This window comes from Pseudomonas sp. MDT2-39-1 (assembly GCF_054898085.1).
In genome coordinates, this window is the sequence record NZ_CM142716.1 from 948,836 (window position 1) to 970,492 (window position 21,657).

21 protein-coding genes and 1 pseudogene are annotated in these 21,657 nt (G+C 54.6%); 12 read left to right on the forward strand and 10 right to left on the reverse strand.

Annotated elements, in window-relative coordinates:
* Nucleotides 1-2: 2 nt before the first annotated feature.
* The 4 genes from ACYZTM_RS04830 (at nt 3) to ACYZTM_RS04845 (ending at nt 3,669) form a co-directional block, all read left to right on the forward strand.
* Nucleotides 3-707, forward strand: coding sequence for a murein L,D-transpeptidase catalytic domain family protein (locus ACYZTM_RS04830; protein ID WP_131059514.1), 705 nt, complete (start codon nt 3-5; stop codon nt 705-707).
* Between the two features lie 143 nt (nt 708-850).
* The gene (locus tag ACYZTM_RS04835) at nt 851-1,669 is read left to right on the forward strand and encodes an alpha/beta fold hydrolase (protein ID WP_131059513.1); all 819 of its coding nucleotides are present in this window, start codon (nt 851-853) and stop codon (nt 1,667-1,669) included.
* Complete coding sequence (locus ACYZTM_RS04840) at nt 1,656-2,837, forward strand: PAS domain-containing sensor histidine kinase (protein ID WP_131059512.1); 1,182 nt, start codon at nt 1,656-1,658, stop codon at nt 2,835-2,837. The genes ACYZTM_RS04835 and ACYZTM_RS04840 overlap by 14 nt, the downstream gene beginning before the upstream one ends.
* A 46-nt stretch (nt 2,838-2,883) precedes the next feature.
* On the forward strand, nt 2,884-3,669 hold the full coding sequence (locus ACYZTM_RS04845) for a transporter substrate-binding domain-containing protein (RefSeq protein WP_461987350.1): 786 nt from the start codon (nt 2,884-2,886) through the stop codon (nt 3,667-3,669).
* A 134-nt stretch (nt 3,670-3,803) separates the two neighbouring features.
* On the opposite strand, the pseudogene ACYZTM_RS04850 reads toward ACYZTM_RS04845, so the two are convergent.
* Nucleotides 3,804-4,005 (reverse strand): annotated as a pseudogene (locus ACYZTM_RS04850) (hypothetical protein).
* A 551-nt stretch (nt 4,006-4,556) separates the two neighbouring features.
* On the opposite strand from ACYZTM_RS04850, the gene ACYZTM_RS04855 reads away from it, so the two are divergent.
* Together ACYZTM_RS04855 and dusA are read left to right on the forward strand one after the other, a co-directional pair.
* Entirely contained in the window at nt 4,557-4,841 is a 285-nt protein-coding gene (locus tag ACYZTM_RS04855; protein ID WP_256656906.1) for a type II toxin-antitoxin system YafO family toxin, read from the forward strand.
* 250 nt (nt 4,842-5,091) lie between these two features.
* Nucleotides 5,092-6,087, forward strand: coding sequence for a tRNA dihydrouridine(20/20a) synthase DusA (dusA, locus tag ACYZTM_RS04860; protein WP_461987353.1), 996 nt, complete (start codon nt 5,092-5,094; stop codon nt 6,085-6,087).
* Nucleotides 6,088-6,146: 59 nt separating this feature from the next.
* On the opposite strand, the gene ACYZTM_RS04865 is transcribed toward dusA, so the two are convergent.
* The gene (locus ACYZTM_RS04865; protein WP_131060005.1) at nt 6,147-6,980 is read right to left on the reverse strand and encodes an undecaprenyl-diphosphate phosphatase; all 834 of its coding nucleotides are present in this window, start codon (nt 6,978-6,980) and stop codon (nt 6,147-6,149) included.
* Between the two features lie 500 nt (nt 6,981-7,480).
* Here ACYZTM_RS04865 and ACYZTM_RS04870 point away from each other — a divergent pair, with 500 nt between their 5' ends.
* From ACYZTM_RS04870 to ACYZTM_RS04885, 4 genes are all read left to right on the forward strand, one after another.
* Nucleotides 7,481-8,221: a winged helix-turn-helix domain-containing protein gene (locus ACYZTM_RS04870; protein ID WP_461987355.1), complete on the forward strand. Its 741-nt coding sequence runs from the start codon at nt 7,481-7,483 to the stop codon at nt 8,219-8,221.
* Nucleotides 8,222-8,249: 28 nt separating this feature from the next.
* Entirely contained in the window at nt 8,250-9,002 is a 753-nt protein-coding gene (locus tag ACYZTM_RS04875) for an EAL domain-containing protein (RefSeq protein WP_461987357.1), read from the forward strand.
* A 29-nt stretch (nt 9,003-9,031) separates the two neighbouring features.
* Nucleotides 9,032-9,721: a helix-turn-helix domain-containing protein gene (locus ACYZTM_RS04880; RefSeq protein WP_131059908.1), complete on the forward strand. Its 690-nt coding sequence runs from the start codon at nt 9,032-9,034 to the stop codon at nt 9,719-9,721.
* A gap of 360 nt (nt 9,722-10,081) precedes the next feature.
* Nucleotides 10,082-11,476 carry an undecaprenyl-phosphate glucose phosphotransferase gene (locus ACYZTM_RS04885; RefSeq protein WP_461987359.1) on the forward strand — a complete coding sequence of 465 codons (1,395 nt, stop codon included), beginning with the start codon at nt 10,082-10,084 and terminating at the stop codon, nt 11,474-11,476.
* Between the two features lie 256 nt (nt 11,477-11,732).
* On the opposite strand, the gene ACYZTM_RS04890 is transcribed toward ACYZTM_RS04885, so the two are convergent.
* From ACYZTM_RS04890 to galE, 6 genes are all read right to left on the reverse strand, one after another.
* Entirely contained in the window at nt 11,733-13,811 is a 2,079-nt protein-coding gene (locus tag ACYZTM_RS04890; RefSeq protein ID WP_461987361.1) for a YjbH domain-containing protein, read from the reverse strand.
* The gene (locus ACYZTM_RS04895; RefSeq protein ID WP_461987363.1) at nt 13,808-14,569 is read right to left on the reverse strand and encodes a capsule biosynthesis GfcC family protein; all 762 of its coding nucleotides are present in this window, start codon (nt 14,567-14,569) and stop codon (nt 13,808-13,810) included. Before ACYZTM_RS04895 ends, ACYZTM_RS04890 begins: the two co-directional genes overlap by 4 nt.
* Entirely contained in the window at nt 14,566-15,231 is a 666-nt protein-coding gene (locus ACYZTM_RS04900) for a YjbF family lipoprotein (protein WP_131059912.1), read from the reverse strand. Before ACYZTM_RS04900 ends, ACYZTM_RS04895 begins: the two co-directional genes overlap by 4 nt.
* A 14-nt stretch (nt 15,232-15,245) precedes the next feature.
* Nucleotides 15,246-16,355: a polysaccharide biosynthesis/export family protein gene (locus ACYZTM_RS04905; RefSeq protein WP_461987366.1), complete on the reverse strand. Its 1,110-nt coding sequence runs from the start codon at nt 16,353-16,355 to the stop codon at nt 15,246-15,248.
* An 86-nt stretch (nt 16,356-16,441) separates the two neighbouring features.
* Entirely contained in the window at nt 16,442-16,684 is a 243-nt protein-coding gene (locus tag ACYZTM_RS04910; protein WP_131059914.1) for a hypothetical protein, read from the reverse strand.
* Nucleotides 16,685-16,826: 142 nt separating this feature from the next.
* Nucleotides 16,827-17,843 carry a UDP-glucose 4-epimerase GalE gene (gene galE / locus ACYZTM_RS04915; RefSeq protein WP_461987368.1) on the reverse strand — a complete coding sequence of 339 codons (1,017 nt, stop codon included), beginning with the start codon at nt 17,841-17,843 and terminating at the stop codon, nt 16,827-16,829.
* A gap of 304 nt (nt 17,844-18,147) precedes the next feature.
* Here galE and galU point away from each other — a divergent pair, with 304 nt between their 5' ends.
* Nucleotides 18,148-18,981, forward strand: a complete 834-nt coding sequence (galU, locus tag ACYZTM_RS04920; protein ID WP_131059916.1) for a UTP--glucose-1-phosphate uridylyltransferase GalU — start codon at nt 18,148-18,150, stop codon at nt 18,979-18,981.
* Between the two features lie 28 nt (nt 18,982-19,009).
* The gene (locus ACYZTM_RS04925) at nt 19,010-19,417 is read left to right on the forward strand and encodes a mannose-1-phosphate guanylyltransferase (protein WP_461987370.1); all 408 of its coding nucleotides are present in this window, start codon (nt 19,010-19,012) and stop codon (nt 19,415-19,417) included.
* A 4-nt stretch (nt 19,418-19,421) separates the two neighbouring features.
* Here ACYZTM_RS04925 and ACYZTM_RS04930 read toward each other — a convergent pair whose 3' ends face one another.
* Nucleotides 19,422-20,573 (reverse strand): SGNH/GDSL hydrolase family protein, encoded by a 1,152-nt coding sequence (locus ACYZTM_RS04930; protein WP_461987372.1) that lies wholly within the window; start codon nt 20,571-20,573, stop codon nt 19,422-19,424.
* A gap of 43 nt (nt 20,574-20,616) precedes the next feature.
* On the reverse strand, nt 20,617-21,654 hold the full coding sequence (locus ACYZTM_RS04935) for an acyltransferase family protein (RefSeq protein WP_461987374.1): 1,038 nt from the start codon (nt 21,652-21,654) through the stop codon (nt 20,617-20,619).
* Nucleotides 21,655-21,657 lie beyond the last annotated feature (3 nt).

Genomic DNA, 21,657 nt, shown 5'->3' on the forward strand with positions numbered 1-21,657 from the left:
ATATGGCGCTACTACGTTTTGGCTATCTATTATCGGCCCTGCTACTGACTGCAATGTCCGTACCGTCAGCCTACGCCGATTCGCTCGCGGCAGCCCTCATCAAAGCGGCTCCGAAGGCTAACGCCAACGTCATTAACCTCGCCGTTCGCGCCTCGCAATGCAGCATCGCTCAAGGCAAAGCGCCAGCCCAAAGGCTTGCGGTCATCGACTATTCCCTGCCTTCGACCGAACAGCGCCTCTGGGTGTTCGATTTAAAGAAGCGCAAATTGCTGTTTCATGAACTGGTGGCTCACGGTCGAAACAGCGGCGAGAACATGGCAGTCAACTTCTCCAACCAAAACGAAAGCTTCGCTACCAGTCTCGGCTTGTATCGCACACAGTCAAGTTATGTCGGGCAGAACGGTTACTCGCTGCGCATGGAAGGCCTGGAGCCGGGTTTCAATGACAACGCCTTTGACCGCGCAATCGTGATTCATGGCGCGCCTTATGTGAGTCCGGTCCTGGCCCGTGCGAATGGGCGGATTGGCAGAAGCCTCGGCTGCCCGGCGGTACGGCCGGCGGTTGCTCGTCGGCTGATTGATTCGATGAAGGGCGGGCAGCTGTTGTTTTCTTACTATCCGGATCAGCGTTGGCTGAAGTCTTCTTCGTATATCAATTGTGGCAGCGGCACCGTGGCGTCTGCATCGAAAACGACTGTCCGCAAGTGAACATCGTGAACCTGTCCTGTAAATAACAGAGGGCGCCTCATCAGGGCGCCCTCTTTCCATGTAGCAACGCGTGACCTGATGCCCGCGACTATCTAAACTCCCTCGGAGGCCAAAACACACTTGGCCCGCCCGGGAAGACACGCATGGACCTTCAACATCGCAACAACGTAAAAGTGATGGGCAACGGTCCGGCAACGCTGATCTTCTCCCATGGCTTCGGCTGCGATCAAACCATGTGGCGCTATCTCGTTGACAACTTTACCGGTCGTTTCAACGTTGTTTTGTATGACCTAGTCGGTGCAGGGCAGTCGGATCTCGATGCCTACGAAAAAGAAAAATACAATTCACTGGCCGGATATGCCCAGGACCTGGGCGAAATAATCGATCAGTTCGCCAGCGGCCCGGTGATTCTAGTGGGTCACTCCGTCAGCGCCATGGTTGGTGTCCTGGCGGATCGTCAGTCCCCCGGCAACATCGCCGCCCACGTCATGATTGGTCCTTCGCCCTGCTACATCGATTCCGACAACTACGTGGGCGGATTCAAACTAGAAGACATCCACTCACTGCTCGACACCCTCGACAGCAACTACCTCGGCTGGTCCAGCACGATGGCCCCGGTGATCATGGGCGCACCCGGGCAACCGGCGCTCGGCGAAGAACTCACCAACAGTTTCTGCCGCACCGAACCCGAGATCGCCAAGCAGTTTGCGCGGGTAACGTTCATGTCGGACAACCGCAAAGACATCGCGGGCCTGACCACCCCGACCCTGATTCTGCAATCCACCGACGACCTTATCGCCCCGATCGTCGTGGGCGAATACCTGCACACCGCACTCCCCAACAGCACGCTTTGCCTGGTGGCCAACGTCGGCCACTGCCCGCACATGAGTGCGCCGAGTGCCTGTTCCGAAGCCATGGACAGCTTCCTGTCGCCGTGGGTGGGCGCTCATGCCGACCGATGATCCGTCACTGCCCGACCCGCAGACGCTATTCGAAGGTGCGCCTTGCGGATTAGTGGTGACGAAAGAGGACGGCACGATCCTGCGCAGCAATCAGACGTTCAGCAACTGGATCGGCTTCGATGCCCAAGCATTGATCGGCCGGCGCTTTCAAGACCTGCTGACCATGGGCGGACGCATTTTTCATCAAACCCACTGGGCGCCGCTGATGCAAATGCAAGGCTCCGTGGCCGAGGTGAAACTCGATCTGGTTCACCAGGACAAACGGATCGTCACCATGCTGCTCAACGGCGTGAGACGCGAGCACGCCAGCGGTACGTTTTATGAACTGGCGCTGTTCGGCACCACCGACCGCGACAAGTACGAGCGCGAACTGCTCAACGCCCGAAAACTCGCTGAGGACCTGTTGACCAAAAAGACCGCCGCCGATGCCGCCCTTCTCGAAGCTCAGACCCAACTGAACCTGGCCTACGAAAAAGCCAAACGCCGCGCCTCCTTCGCCGAACAAATGGTCGCCATCGTCAGCCACGACCTGAAAAACCCGCTGACCGCAATTAAAATGGCCTCCGACATCCTCGCCCGAGGACAACGCACCGCCAAAGAAACCAAGATGCTCGGCCACATCAGCCAATCGGCGGAACGTGCGCAACGCATGATCGCCGACCTGCTGGACTTCGCGCTGGCCAGAGTCGGACGCGGCATCGGGATTTCTCTTACGTCGCTGGACTTGCATTCCTTCGTCAGCCACAGCGTTGATGAGCTGCGCGTAGCGTTCCCTGAGGCGACGTTGCTGCACCAGTCCATCGGCACCGGCAGCGCGCACCTGGATGCTGATCGGGTCCAGCAAATCATTGGCAACCTGGTCGCCAATAGCGTGGCTTATGGCGATTTGCAGCAGCCGATTACCATTTCTTCGCGACTGAAAGACGATCAGGCCGTTGTGTCGGTGCAAAACCACGGACCGGTTATTCCGGAGTCGTTGATGGCGGTGCTGTTTGAACCGATGACTCGTGGCACGGAGACGGACAGTGATGTGCGCAGTGTGGGGCTGGGATTGTTTATCGTCAGGGAAATCGCCAAGGCGCATGGCGGGGATGTTTCGGTGAGTTCGAGCCTGGAGGGTGGGACAGTGTTTAGTGTTTATTTTCCGTTGGGGGCCGCTGCGCCTTAAACGCTACGCCGAGAACTATCAAGTCCATCATGGAAGCCGGATAACAATGAAAAACATAAAAAGCAAAATCATGCTCGGTGGTCTGTTCGCTCTGTCGTTTGCCGCTCAGGCAGAGCCATCGCATCTGGACAGCGTCATCCAGCAAGGCCAACTGCGCGTATGCACAACCGGCGATTACAAACCCTATACCTTCAAAGCCGAGGACGGCGAATACTCGGGCATCGACATCGCCATGGCTCGCTCACTGGCCGACAGCCTGGGCGTCAAAGTTGAATGGGTGCAGACCACCTGGAAAACCCTGATGCCCGACATGCTGGCCGGCAAGTGCGACATCGGCGTTGGCGGCATCTCGGTCACCCTGGAACGCCAGAAAAAAGCCTTCTTCAGCACCACACTGGATGTCGACGGCAAGATCCCGTTAGTGCGCTGCGAAGATCAGGCGCTGTACCAGACCGTCGAACAAATCAACCAGCCTTCGGTTCGTTTGGTTGAACCGGCCGGTGGCACCAACGAAGCGTTTGTTCACGCGTTTCTGCCCAAGGCGCAATTGAGCCTTCACGACAACGTGACGATCTTTCAGGAGCTGCTGGATAAGAAGGCTGACGTGATGATTACCGATGCGTCGGAGGCGTTGTATCAGCAAAAACTTAAACCCGGGCTGTGTGCGGTTAACCCGAGCCAGTTTATGCAGTACGGTGAGAAGGCCTATCTGCTGCCCCGTGACGACATGACCTGGAAGTTATATGTTGACCAATGGCTGCACCTGGCCAAAGTGACCGGCAACTATCAGAACGTTTTGGGCCAGTGGATAGCAACGCCTGATTCCAAATAGCAGCCGCGCATAAATCCCCTGTAGCAGCTGGCGAAGCCTGCGTCCGGCTGCGAAGCAGTCGCCAACTCAGCACTCGCAATGCATTAGGCAACAACGTGACCCGGCGGAAACATCTTCCGCCGTTACGTCACACCTTAGTCTTCGTGCAGCAACCCCGAGCTGTACTCGCTAAAACTGCTACCGATCGCACTCCCGCCAAGGTTCAACTCTGTTGGCACCATGACCATCGAACGATTGGCAGCCTTCTGAAAAACAGGTGCTGGTGCTGACGCCTGAGCAGGCGCTTAGCAGCAAAGCGCTGGTGATCATCACGACTTTCAAAAGGTTTGAGATCATTTTCAGGTTCCTGGGGGTTGGGCGCGTGGTGATAGGACCGTTGCTCCTTATCCTAGGCTGAGAATTCGTCAGACATTATGAAACCTGGCTGGGCGACAGCATTGGTTCAGCTATGGCGGCTTTTTGATGCAAAATAATGGGCGTTCCACCAGACAAACGTTCACATCCTACACGACACTAGGAATCGTCCGTATTCCTACCCATTGCTGCGCTTCTTTTACGAGGCCTATAGTCAAAAACGCCCGTCACAGAACCAGCTCGCAAGGCAACTCCTTCGGCCCTGGACGAATGGAAGCTGGCAGGAAAAAGTAACCCCGCCTACCGCTTTTGCGGTTTGCCCGGACACCATCTATCACATAAGCTGGTCAGCATGAATACACATCCTTCGGAGGCTCCGATGGCCACCACAAAAAAAAACCGACAAGCCCCGCAGAAAGGTCATTCATAAAGAACTGACGTTCCTGGATGTTCGGGAAGCAGCACGTGATAGGCAAAACGTGTTCGATACATTTGTGATCACTGGCAAGCTTCCTATTACAAAGTAGGCCTGGATGCCGGCAGTCAAAATTGCTGCAGTCTTTGAAAAAGTAAAACATTGGGAAACCATCGCCACACAGCTCTACAACTACAAACTATTCGGCGATCTACCCGCGATTTTTGGTAGAGACGAGAAGCTCGACCTGAGCGAAATGCATCATATCCACCTCGCCAGTACAGAAGTGACACAAACTCGCTGGGCAAAAATCAATCGCCAGTACTATCGCACCGCTCTTGTTGATGACGCCGATAATGATTTCTGGCTCATCTATGCCTACGACTTCAGAGATGAATACTGACTCGGATGCTCACAATCGCGGAGAATGGGGTTCGTTTCTGCGTACGATGCGCAACGATATCGTAGAACCCTGGATTGTTGGCAGGCTCTACTTCCCTGATCTGGATGACCTGTGAACTGTGTAGTCCTGAAATAGACTTACATCTGTTTCACCCCAACGCCCGATGCATCGCATCGGGACTTGTCTGACCCGGTAGACTCATTCCTGATAAACTCCCCCACCTCCCAGCCCCACCAATTCCAGATCCCCAATGCCCCCAATCACCGCCACACCCGCCCCGCTCTCCCGCCGCTTCTCCGTCGCACCGATGATGGATTGGACTGATAGACATTGTCGCTTTTTCCTACGCCTACTCTCCAAACACGCCCTCCTCTACACCGAAATGGTCACCACCGGCGCGCTCCTCAACGGCGATCACGAGCGCTTTCTCCGTCACAACGAAGCCGAACACCCGCTCGCCCTGCAACTCGGCGGTAGCGTTCCATTGGACTTGGCCGCCTGCGCCCGCATGGCCCAAGACCACGGCTACGACGAGGTGAATCTAAACGTCGGCTGCCCGAGTGATCGGGTGCAGAACAATATGATTGGTGCGTGCCTGATGGGGCATCCGCAGTTGGTGGCGGATTGTGTGAAGGCGATGCGCGATGCGGTGTCGATTCCGGTGACGGTGAAGCATCGGATCGGGATTAATGGGCGGGACAGTTACGAGGCGTTGTGTGATTTCGTCGGTACGGTTCGGGATGCCGGGTGCACGAGTTTTACGGTGCATGCGCGGATTGCGATTCTGGAGGGGTTGTCGCCGAAGGAAAACCGTGACATTCCGCCTTTGCGTTATGACGTGGCGGCGCGGCTGAAGGCCGATTTTCCGGAGTTGGAGATTATTCTTAACGGCGGGATCAAGACGCTGGAGGCGTGTCACGCGCATTTGCAGACGTTTGACGGTGTGATGTTGGGTCGTGAGGCGTATCACAATCCTTATGTGATGGCTGAAGTGGATCAGCAGTTGTTTGGCAGCACGGCGCCGGTGATCAGTCGGGCCGAGGCGCTGGCGCAGTTGCGCCCTTATATAGCGTCGCATATTGAGGCCGGCGGTTCGATGCACCATATCACGCGGCATGTGCTGGGGCTGGGCACCGGGTTCCCGGGGGCGCGCAAGTTTCGGCAGTTGTTGTCAGTGGATATTCACAAGGCTAAAGAGCCTTTGGTGTTGCTGGATCAAGCAGCGGAGTTGCTTGACGGTCGTTAATGGTCAGCGTTTTATCGAAGTAAATACCAGGCTGGTGGGTCCGCAGCCTGGTTCGAGTGTCAGAGCGCTGCTGCTTCAGTCCAGTTAACCCAACCGAATGCCCATGTGGCCAGGATCACCAGACCGAATACGATTCGATACCAGGCGAATGCGGCGTAGCTATGGCTGGCGATAAACTTGAGCAAGCCGCGTACGGCGATCATGGCGAAAAAGAATGCCGTGACGAAGCCCAGGGCGAATACTGGCAGGTCGCCGGCCTGGAACAGATCGCGATACTTGTAGCCTGAGTAGACGGCGGCACCGACCATGGTCGGCATGGCCAGGAAGAACGAAAACTCGGTGGCCGCCTTGCGCGACAGTCCAAACAGCAACCCACCGATAATGGTCGATCCAGAGCGTGAGGTGCCCGGTATCATCGCCAGGCATTGAGCGAAACCGACCTTCAGGGCGTCGGACCAGCGCATGTCGTCAACATGGTCGACATACACCACATGTTCTCGCCGCTCAGCCCACAACATGATGATGCCGCCCACCACCAATGCCACCGCCACGGTGATTGGATTGAACAGATACTCGTGAATCTTATCGGCGAACAGAACGCCCAAGACAACGGCCGGCATAAAACCGATCAATAAGTTCAAAGTAAAGCGTTGCGCATTCCGTTGGGTTGGCAGGCCTGTGACGATTTCGAGAATCTTGCGCCGATACTCCCAGACAACGGCCAGGATTGCGCCCAGCTGAATAATGATATTGAAGGCCATTGCACGCTCACCACCGAAGCCGAGCAGGTCCGCGACAATGATTTGGTGCCCTGTACTTGATATGGGCAAAAACTCTGTCAGCCCTTCCACCACGCCTAAAATCAATACCGTTACGGTAGTCCAAAAATCCATCACCCCCCCCTCATCGACAACAGAAATCTGCTGGCATACTTTTAATTTATCGCCAACGAGCAAGTAAAGCGCATTCAACTGAACATTAAAACCCAACGTTAGCAAATGTCCAGAACCACAACTAACAAATCCAATGTTATACAGCGGCAAATAGGAGATAGTTCTGAACCTAGGAAAAGCACTAACTAGCACGTCGAGTAGCCAAGTGCTGATAATTCATAACTTTCTATAAACAAAAATAAACAACGGCAGCATTAGTCAGCGTCACAGCGTATTTATCTGGAAAAGCGGGACATTGCGGCAAAAGATGGCACAATGACACTCCCGTGCCTGCTGGCATGCCACGCGCCAAGAGCGCAAAGAATCTCGCCAGATTGACCAACAATGTTAAAAAAATTGTGACGCCTGCTTGAAAAACCCGGGAAATGTTACCAATTGTCAGTCACAAATGAGAATCGGTGCTTTAACATCCAAATGTCAGCACCCAGCCGAGTCAAAGCATGATGCTTACAGGGAAATTAACGAATACCAGCCACAGCCACGCAAAGGAGGTGACAGGTATTCTCACCATTGGGCGGACCCATAGTTTAGCTGAGGGTTTCAAGACATTAGTAACACGTCGTGTAGCGCAAGATATACCCGTTGACACCTCGTGCTACAACAACTTGTTTAAAAAAAATAAGGACGCCCATTCATACCGTGCAGTATTCATTATCATTGACTGCCCTCAGGCGTTTAATGAAAGCCTCGCCCTTGTGGAAAATATGCGTACCGATAACCAGGCCCTTATTATTTTTGTAGCGATCACCGGCAGAGGCACCTACAACAAGATGAAATACTATCTTGCCGGGGCCGACCATTGCATTAAATTCAGTACGCTTCCCGAAGAAAACCCGGACGCACTTTCCGAATTTTTTAATAGCGAAGAATGGCAACAGCAGCACCATTTGCTCTTGGACCCGACTCGAATGTGCCTGATTGAAAACTATAAAAAGCTGGATGTATCGTTTCCGGAAATGAAAATTCTTGAAGCGTTTGCAGAAACAAGAAACCAGATATTGAGCCATGATGAAATCGCCAGAATCATGGGGCTTAATATAACGTTTTATGACCCAAGAGCCTTGGAAAAATCTATCAGCCGCCTTCGCGGAAAGATTAAAGGTATGTATGGCACCAACGCCATTCAAAGTATTCGTGGGCATGGATATCGTCTTGTCAGGGGTCTGATTTCGACCACCTGAAGATTAATATGCAGGGAGTTATAGCATTATGAACGCAACGATGAGCGCGTCACACACCTATCGTGCGAGTCATTATCTGTCTCGACAATTGATCCTCACTCGCGATGACTGCCCATTTGGCAGCGAGATCAGAATACAGTTTGACGACGGTCAGGCTCATGCATCCTTTGTTGCCCCCATGCAGCAGATGAATGGCATTTACAGTGAAGTTCTCATGCAGACCCGGCTGATTGCCTTTTCGCTAAAAGATCACAATATTTCTAACGAAAACAAATACTTAAGTCGACTATTCGTTTGCGTTGGACAGGCAGATCTTGCCGATTCCGCACTCACGGAAGAGTTGATACAGTCCAGCGATGCCCTGCGCGATTTTGGCCAGACACTGGTTATCGCTTTCAATGAGTTGCCCCTTTCGGCGGTCAGCTTCATTGATAAAAAGAAAATCCTCAACAATGTTTATCTGTTGAAAGATCACGGCGTAGAAATCGCGTTCGACGGCTATAACATCGATGAACAAAGTATCGAAATATTTACAACCCTGAATCTTTTTGACTATATCAAGATTCCCCTTTCAGCCCTAGACTTGAGCCTTAATCTGACGGGCAACCCCGATTTATTCAATCGACTCCATGAACGCATGACCATGCTGACTCACACCACCAAAGTCGCTTTTATAGCTGACAGAGTGGAGCATGCCGCTAGCCATATACTGGCACGCGCGCTGCCTTTTGATTACTTTCAAGGGAGTCATTACTCCCCTGCCGACAGCCTATTAAATTAAAACCGAGCGCGCCCCTTCAGGAGAGAGACATGGAAAGCACTACCCCCCTCCCCAGAAAATATTTTGTTGTCGTTACTCATAGCCCGGCATTACAACTTGAGCTTGAGGCTTTACTCTCGAGTGAGCGATATAACTCATTCGGTACGTCGCAGGCAAAGATGTTTGTCGAAGATGCTGGCCTACCCTCTTCCGCCCCTAAGCTCATGGAATTTATTTCCCCTCACTTGGACAGAATCGTCCCTCCTGTTATCAGACATGATACACAGCGCATACTCTCGACATTCGAATCCGAGTGGCGAGCGGCCCAGTCCGATACGCGGTTCAATAACATCTCCTCACTTGCGGATGAAGATCGAGATGACACCCGGGATTCCCTCTCCAGCGTGACAGCCAGACCACACTATCCCTATGAAGAAGCCTGGCGACTGAGCAATGTCAATGGCGCTTTGATTAAAGATGACGTGGAGATTGTCTTGACTGGCCTGGAGGCCGCCCTGGTCAAAAAGATGCTGCACCATGATGACCGTGTAGTCAGCAAAGATGATCTTATTCGGAGCATTGGCAGAGAACCCGAACATTATCGAGGTCTGGAAATGTGCCTGAGCCGACTACAGGAAAAGTTCAAAAATGCCAGTAATGGCGAACGTCTTTTTCGGGCGGTCAGGAATCGCGGATATTGCCTGATTCAAAAAATCACAAGGGGAAAAACCTTCACCTGAGTAAATGAAACGACCACGATGGTAGTGCATACAAAAATAAAAAAGCACCCCGCCATTTCACTTTTCCAGCTCCTCCCGCCCCTCAAATAAATCCCGCCTGCCACACCATCAAACCAACTTACATTCTCGACTATTTCTAACGCCTCGCCACCCCAACATAATCGCCAGATTAACTAACCACTCGTTAAAAGTCGTCAGACAGCTTTCAACTCAATAAATTAATCTATTCACTGACGAGCGCGCCGCACAGTGGCGTTTCGCCCGTTAACGTTTTGCCCTCTTATAAAAACAATAATTTTTGTTACATCAACTTGGCTCTTGTCTGTCGACGCGCGAATGGACGTATTTTGGGGATATCGCATGGTTAACAATCTTCGTATCAATCGAAATACCCACCTCAAAGGATTGACCTTCTGGGGACAATGGGCACTGGGTCAGGGCTTTGTTGTTGCCCTGTTGTTTCTATTGGTTTATTACCAGACCGGGACGGTAGAGTTCTATTATCGTGCGTGCGCAATTCTGACGGTACTTGCCTCGGTGCCCGCCTATACATGGTGTGGCGTCTACGCGAAGAAAGATAACTACCTGGAGGGATTGGGACGTTTGCTGATGGGCTGGACAATAACCCTCGCGGCATTGGCCTGCGTGGCGTTCATCTGCAAGGCGGATGACCTGTTTTCTCGTCAACTGATCCTGGTATGGGCAGCCTGCGGTTACATCGGGCAGGCACTGTTGTACGTTCCGCTGCACGGCTTCTCGCAATACTATCAACGCTCACTTCAAAGCGAGCATAAAACCCTGATAGTCGGTACGGGTGAGTTGGCGTTGGGACTCGCCAGAAAGCTGCGTAGCCTTGAACATTTTCCGCTGGTTGGGTTGGTCAGCACCGACACCACGCTCCCGCTGGCGATGGGCTCACCGCCGATCGTAGGCCCGCAAGAGCAGTTGCTGGAGTTAATCAAAGCCCATGACATCCGACGTTTGTACATCACGCTGCCCCTGAGTGAAGCGGCAAAAATCGAAGCCATGTATATCGATTTGCTGGGCGCCAACGTAGACGTGGTCTGGGTGCCGGACTTGAACAGCCTGACGCTGCTCAATCACTCGGTCAGGGTCGTGGACGGCTTGCCGGCGATCTACCTGAATGAAAGTCCGTTGACCAGCCAGCCGACCGCGGCACTGAGTAAAAGTCTGCTGGAGAAGAGCGTGGCGCTGTTGGCCATTGTTCTTCTAAGCCCGGTCCTGTTGCTGATTGCCCTGGCTATCAAACTCAACTCCCCGGGCCCGGTGTTCTTCAAGCAGGACCGCCACGGCTGGAATGGCAAGGTGATCCAGGTCTGGAAGTTTCGCTCGATGCGTGTGCACGATGACAAGGAGGTCAAGCAGGCTAGCCGTAACGATTCGCGAATCACTCCTGTCGGACGCTTTATCCGCCGCACTTCCCTCGATGAGTTGCCGCAACTGATCAATGTGCTGCAAGGCCATATGGCCCTGGTCGGGCCACGTCCGCACGCCGTTGCGCACAACGATTACTACTCCGGGAAAATTCTCGCCTACATGGCGCGTCACCGAATCAAACCGGGGATTACCGGGCTGGCTCAAATCAACGGTTGCCGCGGTGAGACCGACACCATCGACAAAATGCAAAAGCGTGTGGAGATCGACCTTACGTACATCAATAACTGGTCGTTGTGGCTGGATCTGAAGATCCTGGTGAAGACACCCTTCACCCTGCTGTCAAAAGACATTTACTGACGGCTTCGAAGTCAGAAACCGAAAAACGACAAGGGGACGCAAGTCCCCTTTTTCATGGGCGTCTATCAGGCTCTGGTGCCCATGCAAGACCATAACCAGGGACTTATGTCAGCCCCCGGCTTACCGTTGAAGTGTGTTGGGATAGCGCAGAGAACCCTGCGCAGAAGTGTGCTCACTGTGAAACCTTCCGGGCATCCCCCTTCCGGTTGACCGCGTCACGAACTACAGCGTCTGTCGCCCTGTAGTTCGCCCGCCTTCACTCAGTGATCTTGTCGAAGTTGCGGTAGAACAAATCACTGTCACGGCTATCGGTCATCGAGTGCAGCCAGTAGCTGCGATTGAGCCGTGCACCACCGTCCCGGGTCAGCGGCGACCAGACGATGTTGGCGCGACGCATGGTCGACATGCTCATCAGTTCGTCGAAAGGAATCGAGATGTAGATGCCCTTGTCGAAACTGCCTTCGCCGTATTCCGCTTTTGTCGCGGTGGTGAGCGTGGCCCAGGCACCGAATCGCACACCATTGCGCAACTCCCGTGACAGGTCGATGGTGGTGCCCCAATCCCGCGCCAGGTAACGGCCGACACTGACGGCTGCCTGGGTATCGAACGGCAAGTCGGTATAGCCGGTGATATGGCCGGTAACGGTCGAGTAATCACGCAAGCCAAAACCCTGATTAAACTCGCGCTGACGCACGTAGTTCAAATCTGCACCCACCGACCAGCGCTGGCCCGCTGGACGGAACAACACCTCACCGCCAACACCGGCAAACATCGACTCCAGATAGCCGCCGTAGACCATGCCGTACAGGTCTTTATCCAACTGCTCGGCGTGGTTGACCTGGAACGTGGGCATGGTGACGTCAGAGGTCGTCAGGTACTTGCGCAAGTCCGTCCGCACCCGGGGCAATCCACTCGGGGCGTCGTAGGTAAAGTGGTCGTAGTTGTTCACCAGGTTGGCGCTGAGCATGCCGCTCCACCAGGTATTGCGCGTGAAGCGATACTCGGCGTCCGCATCGGCACTCAACTGATAGAGCAAACCATCAGGGCCACCGACGTTCTGTTTATAGCCCAGCCCGATGCCGTAGTTGAATGGATCGCGCGTCGCGGTATAGAGCGTGGTCTCGGTGTGCGGCATCGCCCCATTGACCTCGGTGGTACGGTGCAAAGTTTGCAGCGGCTCCTCGTTATTGACCACTTCGCGAAAGATCTCGCGAGGCACACTGGTTTCTTCCAGCGGCATGTCGTAGCGCTTGTTCACCAGGGTGAACCAGTCGATATCGTCGTTGACGCTGTTGTCCAGAATCCGGCTGGCGCGGCCGACGGCTTTTGCCGAATGGAAATAATTCGTCTGCTCGCCGTACACAAACAACTCGGGGCCGCGCTGGGTGATGCGCTCGACTTTATAGCCCGCATTTTTCTGCAGGCGTTGCGACACGTTGGCCCAGTTGACCTGATCCGGTGGCGTGGCGGGTGCCTGTGCCGGCAGACGCTCCGCTGGCGGATCGTAAGTCTTGGCCGGTGTCTTGCGGCTGTCGAAGTTGGTGTGCAGGGTGATGCCAAACATAGCGGTATTGCCGCGTTCCCAGCCAGCGCTGAGATCCACCGAATCGCTCAGCTTGAACACCGCACCGATATTGATGGGCGAGTCTTGCTTGATGGCGTTGTCTTTCGGCTCGTTTTTGTAGTCGTTGCCTTCGTACTCGAGCTTCAGGCTGAGCGGGTCCCACGGTGTCTGGTAGGTGACGCCGCCAAACAATGAAGGTCGCCCACGGAAATAGGCGTTGGTGTTGACGTCACCGGTGCCCTCGCCGTCCGGCCGGGTGTTAAAGCGATCAGCCGCCCAACCCAACGGGTTGTCGACATCGCCTCGATTGCCGATGTATCCCCAGGCAATACCCGCGCTGAAATCAAAGTCGTCATAGCGTTTGTTGGCGACCAGGAATTCGCTGGAGAACAGGCCGGTACCACCGACATCGCGAAAGCCCAGGGCCAGTTCAGGTGCCCAGTGGCTTTCTTGCCAAAGGCGTACTTTGAGGTCCACGGCCTTGTCTTTGTAACTCTGGTCGCCACTCAATGACTCGGGGCCATACCTGCGGTTGGTGATCGCGGTGTAGCGAAACGAACCTTCCAGCCATTCAAACGGCTGCAATGAAACGCTGTAACGGGTGTAGGGATCGGTTCGACTGGCATTCACACTCAACTCGCCGGCCGGGGCCATTCGGGCAGTCGGTGTCTGCATCAAGCCCACGCCGCCGAAATCATTTTGAGTCAATCGCGGCTCTGCGTGAGCCAAACCACAAGGCAACAACAGCACTGCAGCAAAACGTAAATTCAAGGAACCACCTCAGCCAGTTGCGTGGCAAGAAATTCGGCCAACTGCTGATTCAGTTCAGGTATAGGCGGATTAAGATCATCGGTTTTGACAGGAACGAGGATTTTGCTGCCGGCGGCAGGCACCTGCCCGCTTTCGCGATTCCACGGCGCAATGCCGACCCGGTGGGTGACGCCATCGGGCTGAATGATCCAGAGGTAATCGGCGTCGGCATCGGCCCGCGGTGAACACCCTTGCAGGTAATCCCGGGCCTCCTGCAGCGGACGATAGGCGACCCGGCACGGTTCGGCGACAGCGCCCAGCACTTCAACCGCATCGGAACGCATCGGGTAGACCAGGCTGTCGCCGTCATCGAGGCGAAAGTTGCGAGCGAATCCGACTTCTACCGCGATCGGATCGAGCACGGCCACCTGGCGCCCGGTAACCGGCAAGCGGCTGACTTGCTCGTACAACCGCAACGCCAATGCCGCCCGGCTGGGACGATCAAAGAGCAATGCGGTGCGTTGCAGCACCTTCAAATCGAACAAGACCCCGGCTTTGAGCCGAGCCTGCTGTTCGAGCAAGGGTTGTCGCAGCCAGGCGGCCGCCAGCCAGTAGCCTTCAGGATTGGGTTGCGTATCACGCATCACGTCCAGCACGCGGCCCCCGGGTTGCAGTTCGACCGGTCCCGGATTGCGCACATCGCCGCTGACGGTGACTGCCGCACTCGCGCCGCTGGAAATCAACAACAGGCACGTCCATAACGCCCTGGGAAACTTCAACGGACAGCCCTGCGTTCAGCGGTCAACTGCACGATCTTCAGCCGGAGTCGCCCAGTCAGTTGCTGCTCGCTCTGCAGGATGAAACCGTTGTCCGGATCGACCCAATAATGATTGGTCGCGCGCAGGCCAATAGCCGGTGCCTCTATCTGCTCATCGACACGCAGCACAGCGTATTCCTTGTCCAGGATCCTGATGGTTTCCATAGGTTTTCGGGTGAAGCGACTGCTCACGGCAACGCCCACTTCGTAACCCCGATAGAGATCGATAAAGCGCTGGCTGGTGTATCCATCGGGCAACCGGTGAAGGCCTTGCTTGAACGGCGATTGCGCTTCGATTCGCGTACCGTCCAGATCCCCCTCGAAGCCCAGTCCGACAGTGCGAACCGCCAAACCGTCACGCAGCAACAGCACCTGCTTGCCGGACGCGACCCAGTACTGCAAGTCGCCTCGCTCACGCACCATCGCCAACACCCCTTCACCAGAAGGGGTGGTCAACTTGAGTTGGGGGTACTGAACCTCGGCCACTTGCGCCGGGGTCAACTCCAGGTCGTCGGGCCCGGTGGCCACGGCCTTGAAGTTGGCCAGCGTGGCCTTCATCAGCGGATTACATCCACACAACAGCAAGGCCGCCATCAAGCAGACGCTAACTTTCAACGTTCTCACAGTGGGACCAGACCTTATCTGCTGTTGGCTTCACTTAAGTTGTTTTGTGCCGCCGCGCCCATGCCCAGAATCGAGGCCGATGGCACCAATTGACTGATGAAGCGGTTCCAGCGGGTGACGTTGGCAGGACCTACGTAAACAATGTCCTGGGGACGAACGTCGAAATGAGTGGCGAGCGCCATGGCCGAAGGTGACTCGGCTTGCAGTTGATAGATTTTGGCGGGTTCCACATCGAGGTTTTCCACGCCCCGGATGACGTACACGGCATTGCCGTTTGAGGTGGTCTGGTTCAACCCCCCTACCGAGCCAATGACGTCGGAAAGATTCATGGTGCGGGTCTTGAACGTCAACGCGCGCGGCTGATTGACCTCGCCCATCACGTAAATCTTTTTGTTGTCGTTGTACGGCAAATACAACTGATCGCCGCCTCTGAGGTAGACCTTCTGCAACTCGGCATTCTGTTGATTGAGCGCGTCGAGATTCAGTGGATAAACCCGCCCGTTTCGCGTCAACAGCAACCCCGACAAGTCAGCATTCAGAGGGTCGACACCCGCAGAACCCAAGGCTTCAACCACATTGAGCGGGTTGGTGGAAATCGCTTGCGGGCCTGCTTTCAATACGGCGCCCGACACCACCACTTTCTGACTGGCAAAGCGCAATACCGCGACATCCACTTGCGGGTCCGAGATGAAAGTCGACAACTGCTCGGCGATATCGGATCGCAGTTGCTGGATGGTCTTTCCGGCAGCCTGGACTTCTTTGATGTAGGGGTAGTAGAGCGTGCCATCGGAACGCACAAGGCGACCGTTTGCATCGATCTGCTGTTGCGCGCCTGAAGGTGCGGTCAGCTCGGGGTGATCCCATACCGTGATGTACAAGACATCGTTGTTACCAATGCGGTATTCGTCCGGTGTGGCCAACAATTCCGGGGGCAGTGACTCACGTATCTGAGTGGCCCTGTCCATGGCGATGAGCTTGGGGGTAATCGGAATAAGCTCAACCCGACTGTTTTCGCTGGCACCTTCGCGAGTAATATCGCTGGTGCTCATATGTTGACCCGGCGAAAACATACAACCTTGCAAAGCAATACTTGCCAGCATTAAAAAAGGAACACTACGAATCATAATGGCACTACGCTATTCAAGGGCAAACCCAAAACAAGATCGCCCAGTGTTAGCCGGGCAATCTTGTACAACACCTGCGGTATTTCTCAGTTTGTGCCGGTGGTCCCGGTAGTGCCAGTTGTCCCGGTACTTCCGGTGGTTCCGCCATTGGAACTTCCACCACTGCTGGAGGCAGCCACGGCACCTGAAACCAGCGCAGTGCTGGCCAGTGCTGCTTGTGCCGCCGTTACATCACCCAGCACTTTTGTTTCCAGCGAGAGCGGTACTTCTACAGCGAAAGCCCCGCTGCTCATCATGGACAACATGGCAATTACCATCATCTTTTTCATATCGAACTCCTTCCTGCGTGTTCTTTATATCTACGGACTTGCGGGAGGTGTTTCCAGTCAATTTTCCCGACCATAATTAACATCGAAGCCTGATATAACAGTTCAGCAGAAAAACCGGGCGCTGAAGGCACACCCTCAAGCCTTACTCGAGGTAGCCCCTGGGATGGTTCGATTGCCAGCGCCAAGTGTCCGTCATCATCTCCTGCAAATTCCGCGTGGCCTTCCAACCGAGCTCCTTCGCCGCTTTGGAGGGATCGGCCCAACACTCGGCGACATCGCCCGAACGTCGCGGCATCACTCGATAAGGCACTGTCCGCCCCGAAGCCTGCTCGAATGCCCGGAGTACCTCCAGAACGCTGTAACCGTCTCCCGTGCCCAGGTTCCAAATATTTATTCCGGTACGCGTCGAGATCGACTGCAACGCCTTGAGGTGTCCGTCCGCCAGATCCACCACGTGGATGTAGTCGCGCACGCCGGTGCCATCGACGGTGGGGTAATCATCACCAAATATTGACAGTTCCTGCAGACTGCCGACGGCAACCTGGCTGATGTAAGGCACCAGGTTATTGGGGATCCCGCTGGGGTCTTCACCCATGTGCCCACTGGCGTGAGCGCCGATCGGGTTGAAGTAACGCAACAGCGCGACGCTCCAGCGCGGCTCTGCCGCACACAGATCATGCAGCACGTTTTCGATGATCAGCTTGGATTGCCCGTAAGGATTGGTGGGTGTGCCTGTAGGAAAATCTTCACGAATCGGCATCTGCTCAGGCGCGCCGTACACCGTGGCCGATGAACTGAACACCAACCGGAACACCCCGGCCGCGGACATCGCCTGGCACAGGGTAATGCTCCCGCACACGTTGGTTTCGTAATACTCAAGCGGCTTGCGCACGCTCTCGCCTACGGCTTTGAGACCGGCAAAATGCAGGACAGCGTCGATGGAATGCGCCTGAAAAATCCGGTCCAGCAATGCTCGGTCGCACACATTCCCGTGAATCATTGACGCGGATTTACCGCAGATGGATTCAATCGCGTGCAGGGACGCATCAGAGCTGTTGCAAAGGTTGTCCAGAACAACTACGTCGAAGCCCGCCTCAAGCAGCGCAAGTGTGGTGTGAGAACCGATATAGCCGGTTCCACCCGTTACCAGAATCTTCATAGAGCGGTCCATAAAGGGGATTTGAAGTGCTCAATTGCGTGCAATGTTTAAATGCACGCATCATCAATTGAAGCCAATGACTTATTAGCACTTCAGAACAACCGACACTATGAATAGATGCCGACTAAAATTAACTAAAAACCGTCAAGCCCGACAACTAATAACATTTACCCCACTCTGCACATGCTATTAATTGCCATCAAATCTTGTCTAAGGTATTAAAGTACAACCTCAGTAATACATCAAAACCCACAACCACACTCTTTTTGTGTGGCTGTGGACAATGACTTTCCAGGATATATCTATGATTCGTAAATGCTTGTTCCCCGCCGCTGGTTATGGCACGCGCTTCTTGCCTGCAACAAAAGCCATGCCGAAGGAAATGCTGCCGATCGTCAACAAGCCTTTAATCCAGTACGCCGTTGAAGAAGCGCGGGACGCGGGTTTGCAACACATGGCAATTGTGACCGGTCGGGGTAAACGTGCACTGGAAGACCATTTCGATATCAGCTATGAACTGGAACACCAGATTCGCGGCACCGAAAAGGAAAAGTTTCTGGCCGGCACACGGGAGCTGATTGAAACCTGCACGTTCGCCTACACCCGTCAGGTCGAAATGAAAGGTTTGGGGCACGCGATTCTCAGCGGTCGTCCCTTGATCGGCGACGAACCTTTTGCCGTGGTGCTGGCGGATGACTTGTGCCTGAACCTGCAAGGTGACGGCGTGTTGGCGCAGATGATCAAGCTCTACAAAAAATTCCGCTGCTCGATCGTGGCCATTCAGGAAGTCCCCCATGATCAGACGCACAAATACGGCGTGATCGCTGGCGAGTTGATTTCCGAAGGGATCTACCGGGTCAACAGCATGGTCGAGAAGCCGGCGCCCGAGGACGCACCGTCCAACCTGGCGATCATTGGCCGCTACATTCTGACCCCCGATATTTTTGATCTGATCGCCGATACCCAACCCGGCAAGGGCGGCGAAATCCAGATCACCGACGCGCTGATGAAGCAGGCGCAAAATGGCTGCGTGCTGGCCTACAAGTTCGAAGGCCTGCGCTTTGATTGCGGTGGCGCAGAAGGCTATATCGACGCCACCAACTTTTGCTATGAGCAGCTGTATCTCAACGGTCTTTAACCCAACTCATTCACCCAGGCAGGCCACTATGACCACTGCAAAACGCTCGGTAGACATCGAACAGCAAGCGAGCAACTTCGGGGTGATGGCCTGGCTGTCAAGAAACCCGTCGTTATCTTCCACCTCGGCTGCCTGGTTTGGCACAACCTTGTTGGTTGAGCGTATCGGGGTGTTCCCCTCTTCGGGCGATATCTATCGCCCGGTCAGGGACCCCTTTGCGCTCTTGACCCACTTAAACAGCCTGTACGTCCACCAGGCTTTGGATATAGATGAACGCGACGGGCTTAAAGTGATTTTCAACGATTGGCGATTCCGGGTTCGCGTCCGCTACAGCGACCCGGCCATCGTCTTCAACGTTGAAACCCGATGCGATCCTGACTTGATGCCTCTGAAAACCGCAGAGTTACTGAGCCATCTGGAACACTTTGAACGGTGAATGATTACTTCAACGCGGAACCGCACTTACCCGGCGCTTCACTGACACCACCGACCATCAGGCGATACAAGTAATCCGCGATAAGCCGACCGCCCGAACCCGGGATGGGGTGTATTTTGTCCGGGCCGATCATGGGTGTCGGCCCGTCATTGGCGTAGCGTTTGAAGTCGGGACCGAACGTACACTGCAAACTCGCATACGCGATGTTTTCCGAACGTGCCCAAGGTTCAAGCACCTGAGCGTACTCCGTCATCGGATAGGTACTTGCGCGCGTTGTGTCCTGACGCAGGATCACGTTGATGCTCGCCGCCGGATGAACGTCGCGGATCATCCGCACCAGCCCTTTCATGTTCTCCAGATAGTCCTTGGGCTTAACGCCAAACCCCTGGTCATTACCGCCCAACATGATCAGGTAAACGTCCGCCGGTATCTTTGAGAAGACGGCCTTCCATTGGGTTTGCCATTGGCGGTCGCTTTTATAAAAGTCACCGGAGGCTGCGCCGGAAGCGGCGAGTTTGGAGACCCTGACACCGCCCTGATTATTGGCCAGCCACAACCCGAACAACGTCGGCGAGCCTTTCACCACTTCAAGCCTTAACGCCCATTTATCATTGGCGGGGGCACTTAGTTGTATTTCCTGAACCCCTGAACCGGCCATGGTCAAAGGGTGCCAGGTGTCTGAAGGTGTCCACCGATAGCGCATCTCACTGGTTTTGCCATCGCCCAGGTAGAGCAATTTGGCGTGGGCAATGGACGTATTGATGGCAGCCGTTTCGGTGGAATCCAGCTCAAGATAAGCGCCCACTTGCCCGGTAACGGTGCGGCTGTCCGGACTTGCCTCGCCCAGACTGGAAACATCCCAATCTCCACCGAAATACTTCTTGTTGCTGCGGGTGTATTTGAAATTCGAACCGCCGAGTGCGGCACCGTGATTGAACCCGACATAGCCAGGCCCAGCGAAACCAAAATCTTTCGCCAGGTGCTGAGTGAGGTCTTTGAGATAAAAGTCCTGCCCGGCGCTGTAGCTGTCGCCAATCACCGAGATGTTCAGCACCTCCTCCGCTTTACCCTTGGACATCCCGGCAAGCCGCTCGCGCGAACTTCTTGCTTCGATCACCGGAGCCGGAACGGATCGCACATCTTCGACATAGTCCATTGGCTCATCCTTCTATCTATCAGCCAGTAGGCTGAATCGGCGCTCAGGTTTGAGACACCTTAAACCCTGTCTCTGGAGTCTTTTTGTTGCTTGCACGTTCGCCCAAAAACAGAACAGAAGTAATGGCAAAACGGCTGAAAACATTCGACAACAGCACGGGGCCCAACAATCCGCACAGCACACCGCCCACGACCAGGATGCTTTCGTCTGTAACACCCAACCGACCCAAGGCGAACCGTGAACTGGCGGCAAACAGCACGTGAAAGAGGAAGATGGCGTAAGAGTATCCGCCGAGCCAGATCAGTGCTTTCGAGCGCATGTCACTCGACAGTAGCGCGACGCAGGACGTACAGCCAACGAGCAAGCCGACAAGACTTCGGCGATCGACAATGAGTTCACGATCCACGGCGGCAATGTATAGCAGCGCAACCGATATCAAGACGAACACGACCGGCCCGATCACTTTCAGCGATCGCTTTAAAGCACTGACCTTTTCGTGGCAAATCATTCCCGTGACGAAGAACGGCAGCAAATAGACCGCGCCATTGATACCAAACGCATCGACCGGAAAGATCGGGAGCAAGAACACCACCGCCGAAAACAAAAACAGCAGGTACAGCCGCGTCGCCGTCTGCAACAGACCGCGCCACTGCAGAAAACCGACAAACATGAAGATGATAAATACCGCCTGTAAAAACCAGAAATGGTTCACCGGCACGTAAAACGACAACAAGGCGTCGATTAAACCGAGGTCCTTGTTCACACCCGGTCCGACAACCTGTAGCACGGAAAATGGAATACCGACAAAAAACAAAGGCACGATCAACCTTCTCACCTTGCCAACGCAGTAAGCGGAAAAGTCATTGCCCCTGATTTTGTAAATCGAATAGATATAGCCCGATATAAAAGTGAACAGCGGCATCCTGACGTACACCATCGAATCCGCCAAAACCCGAAACGGTGATCCCAGGTCTATTTTCAGTCCACCGCCCAACGGCCCTATCACGTGATAGAGCACCAGCAGCAGACACGCCAGGCCTCTGAGCGTTTCTATTTCCAACGATTTTTTCTTGCTTTGCATAAA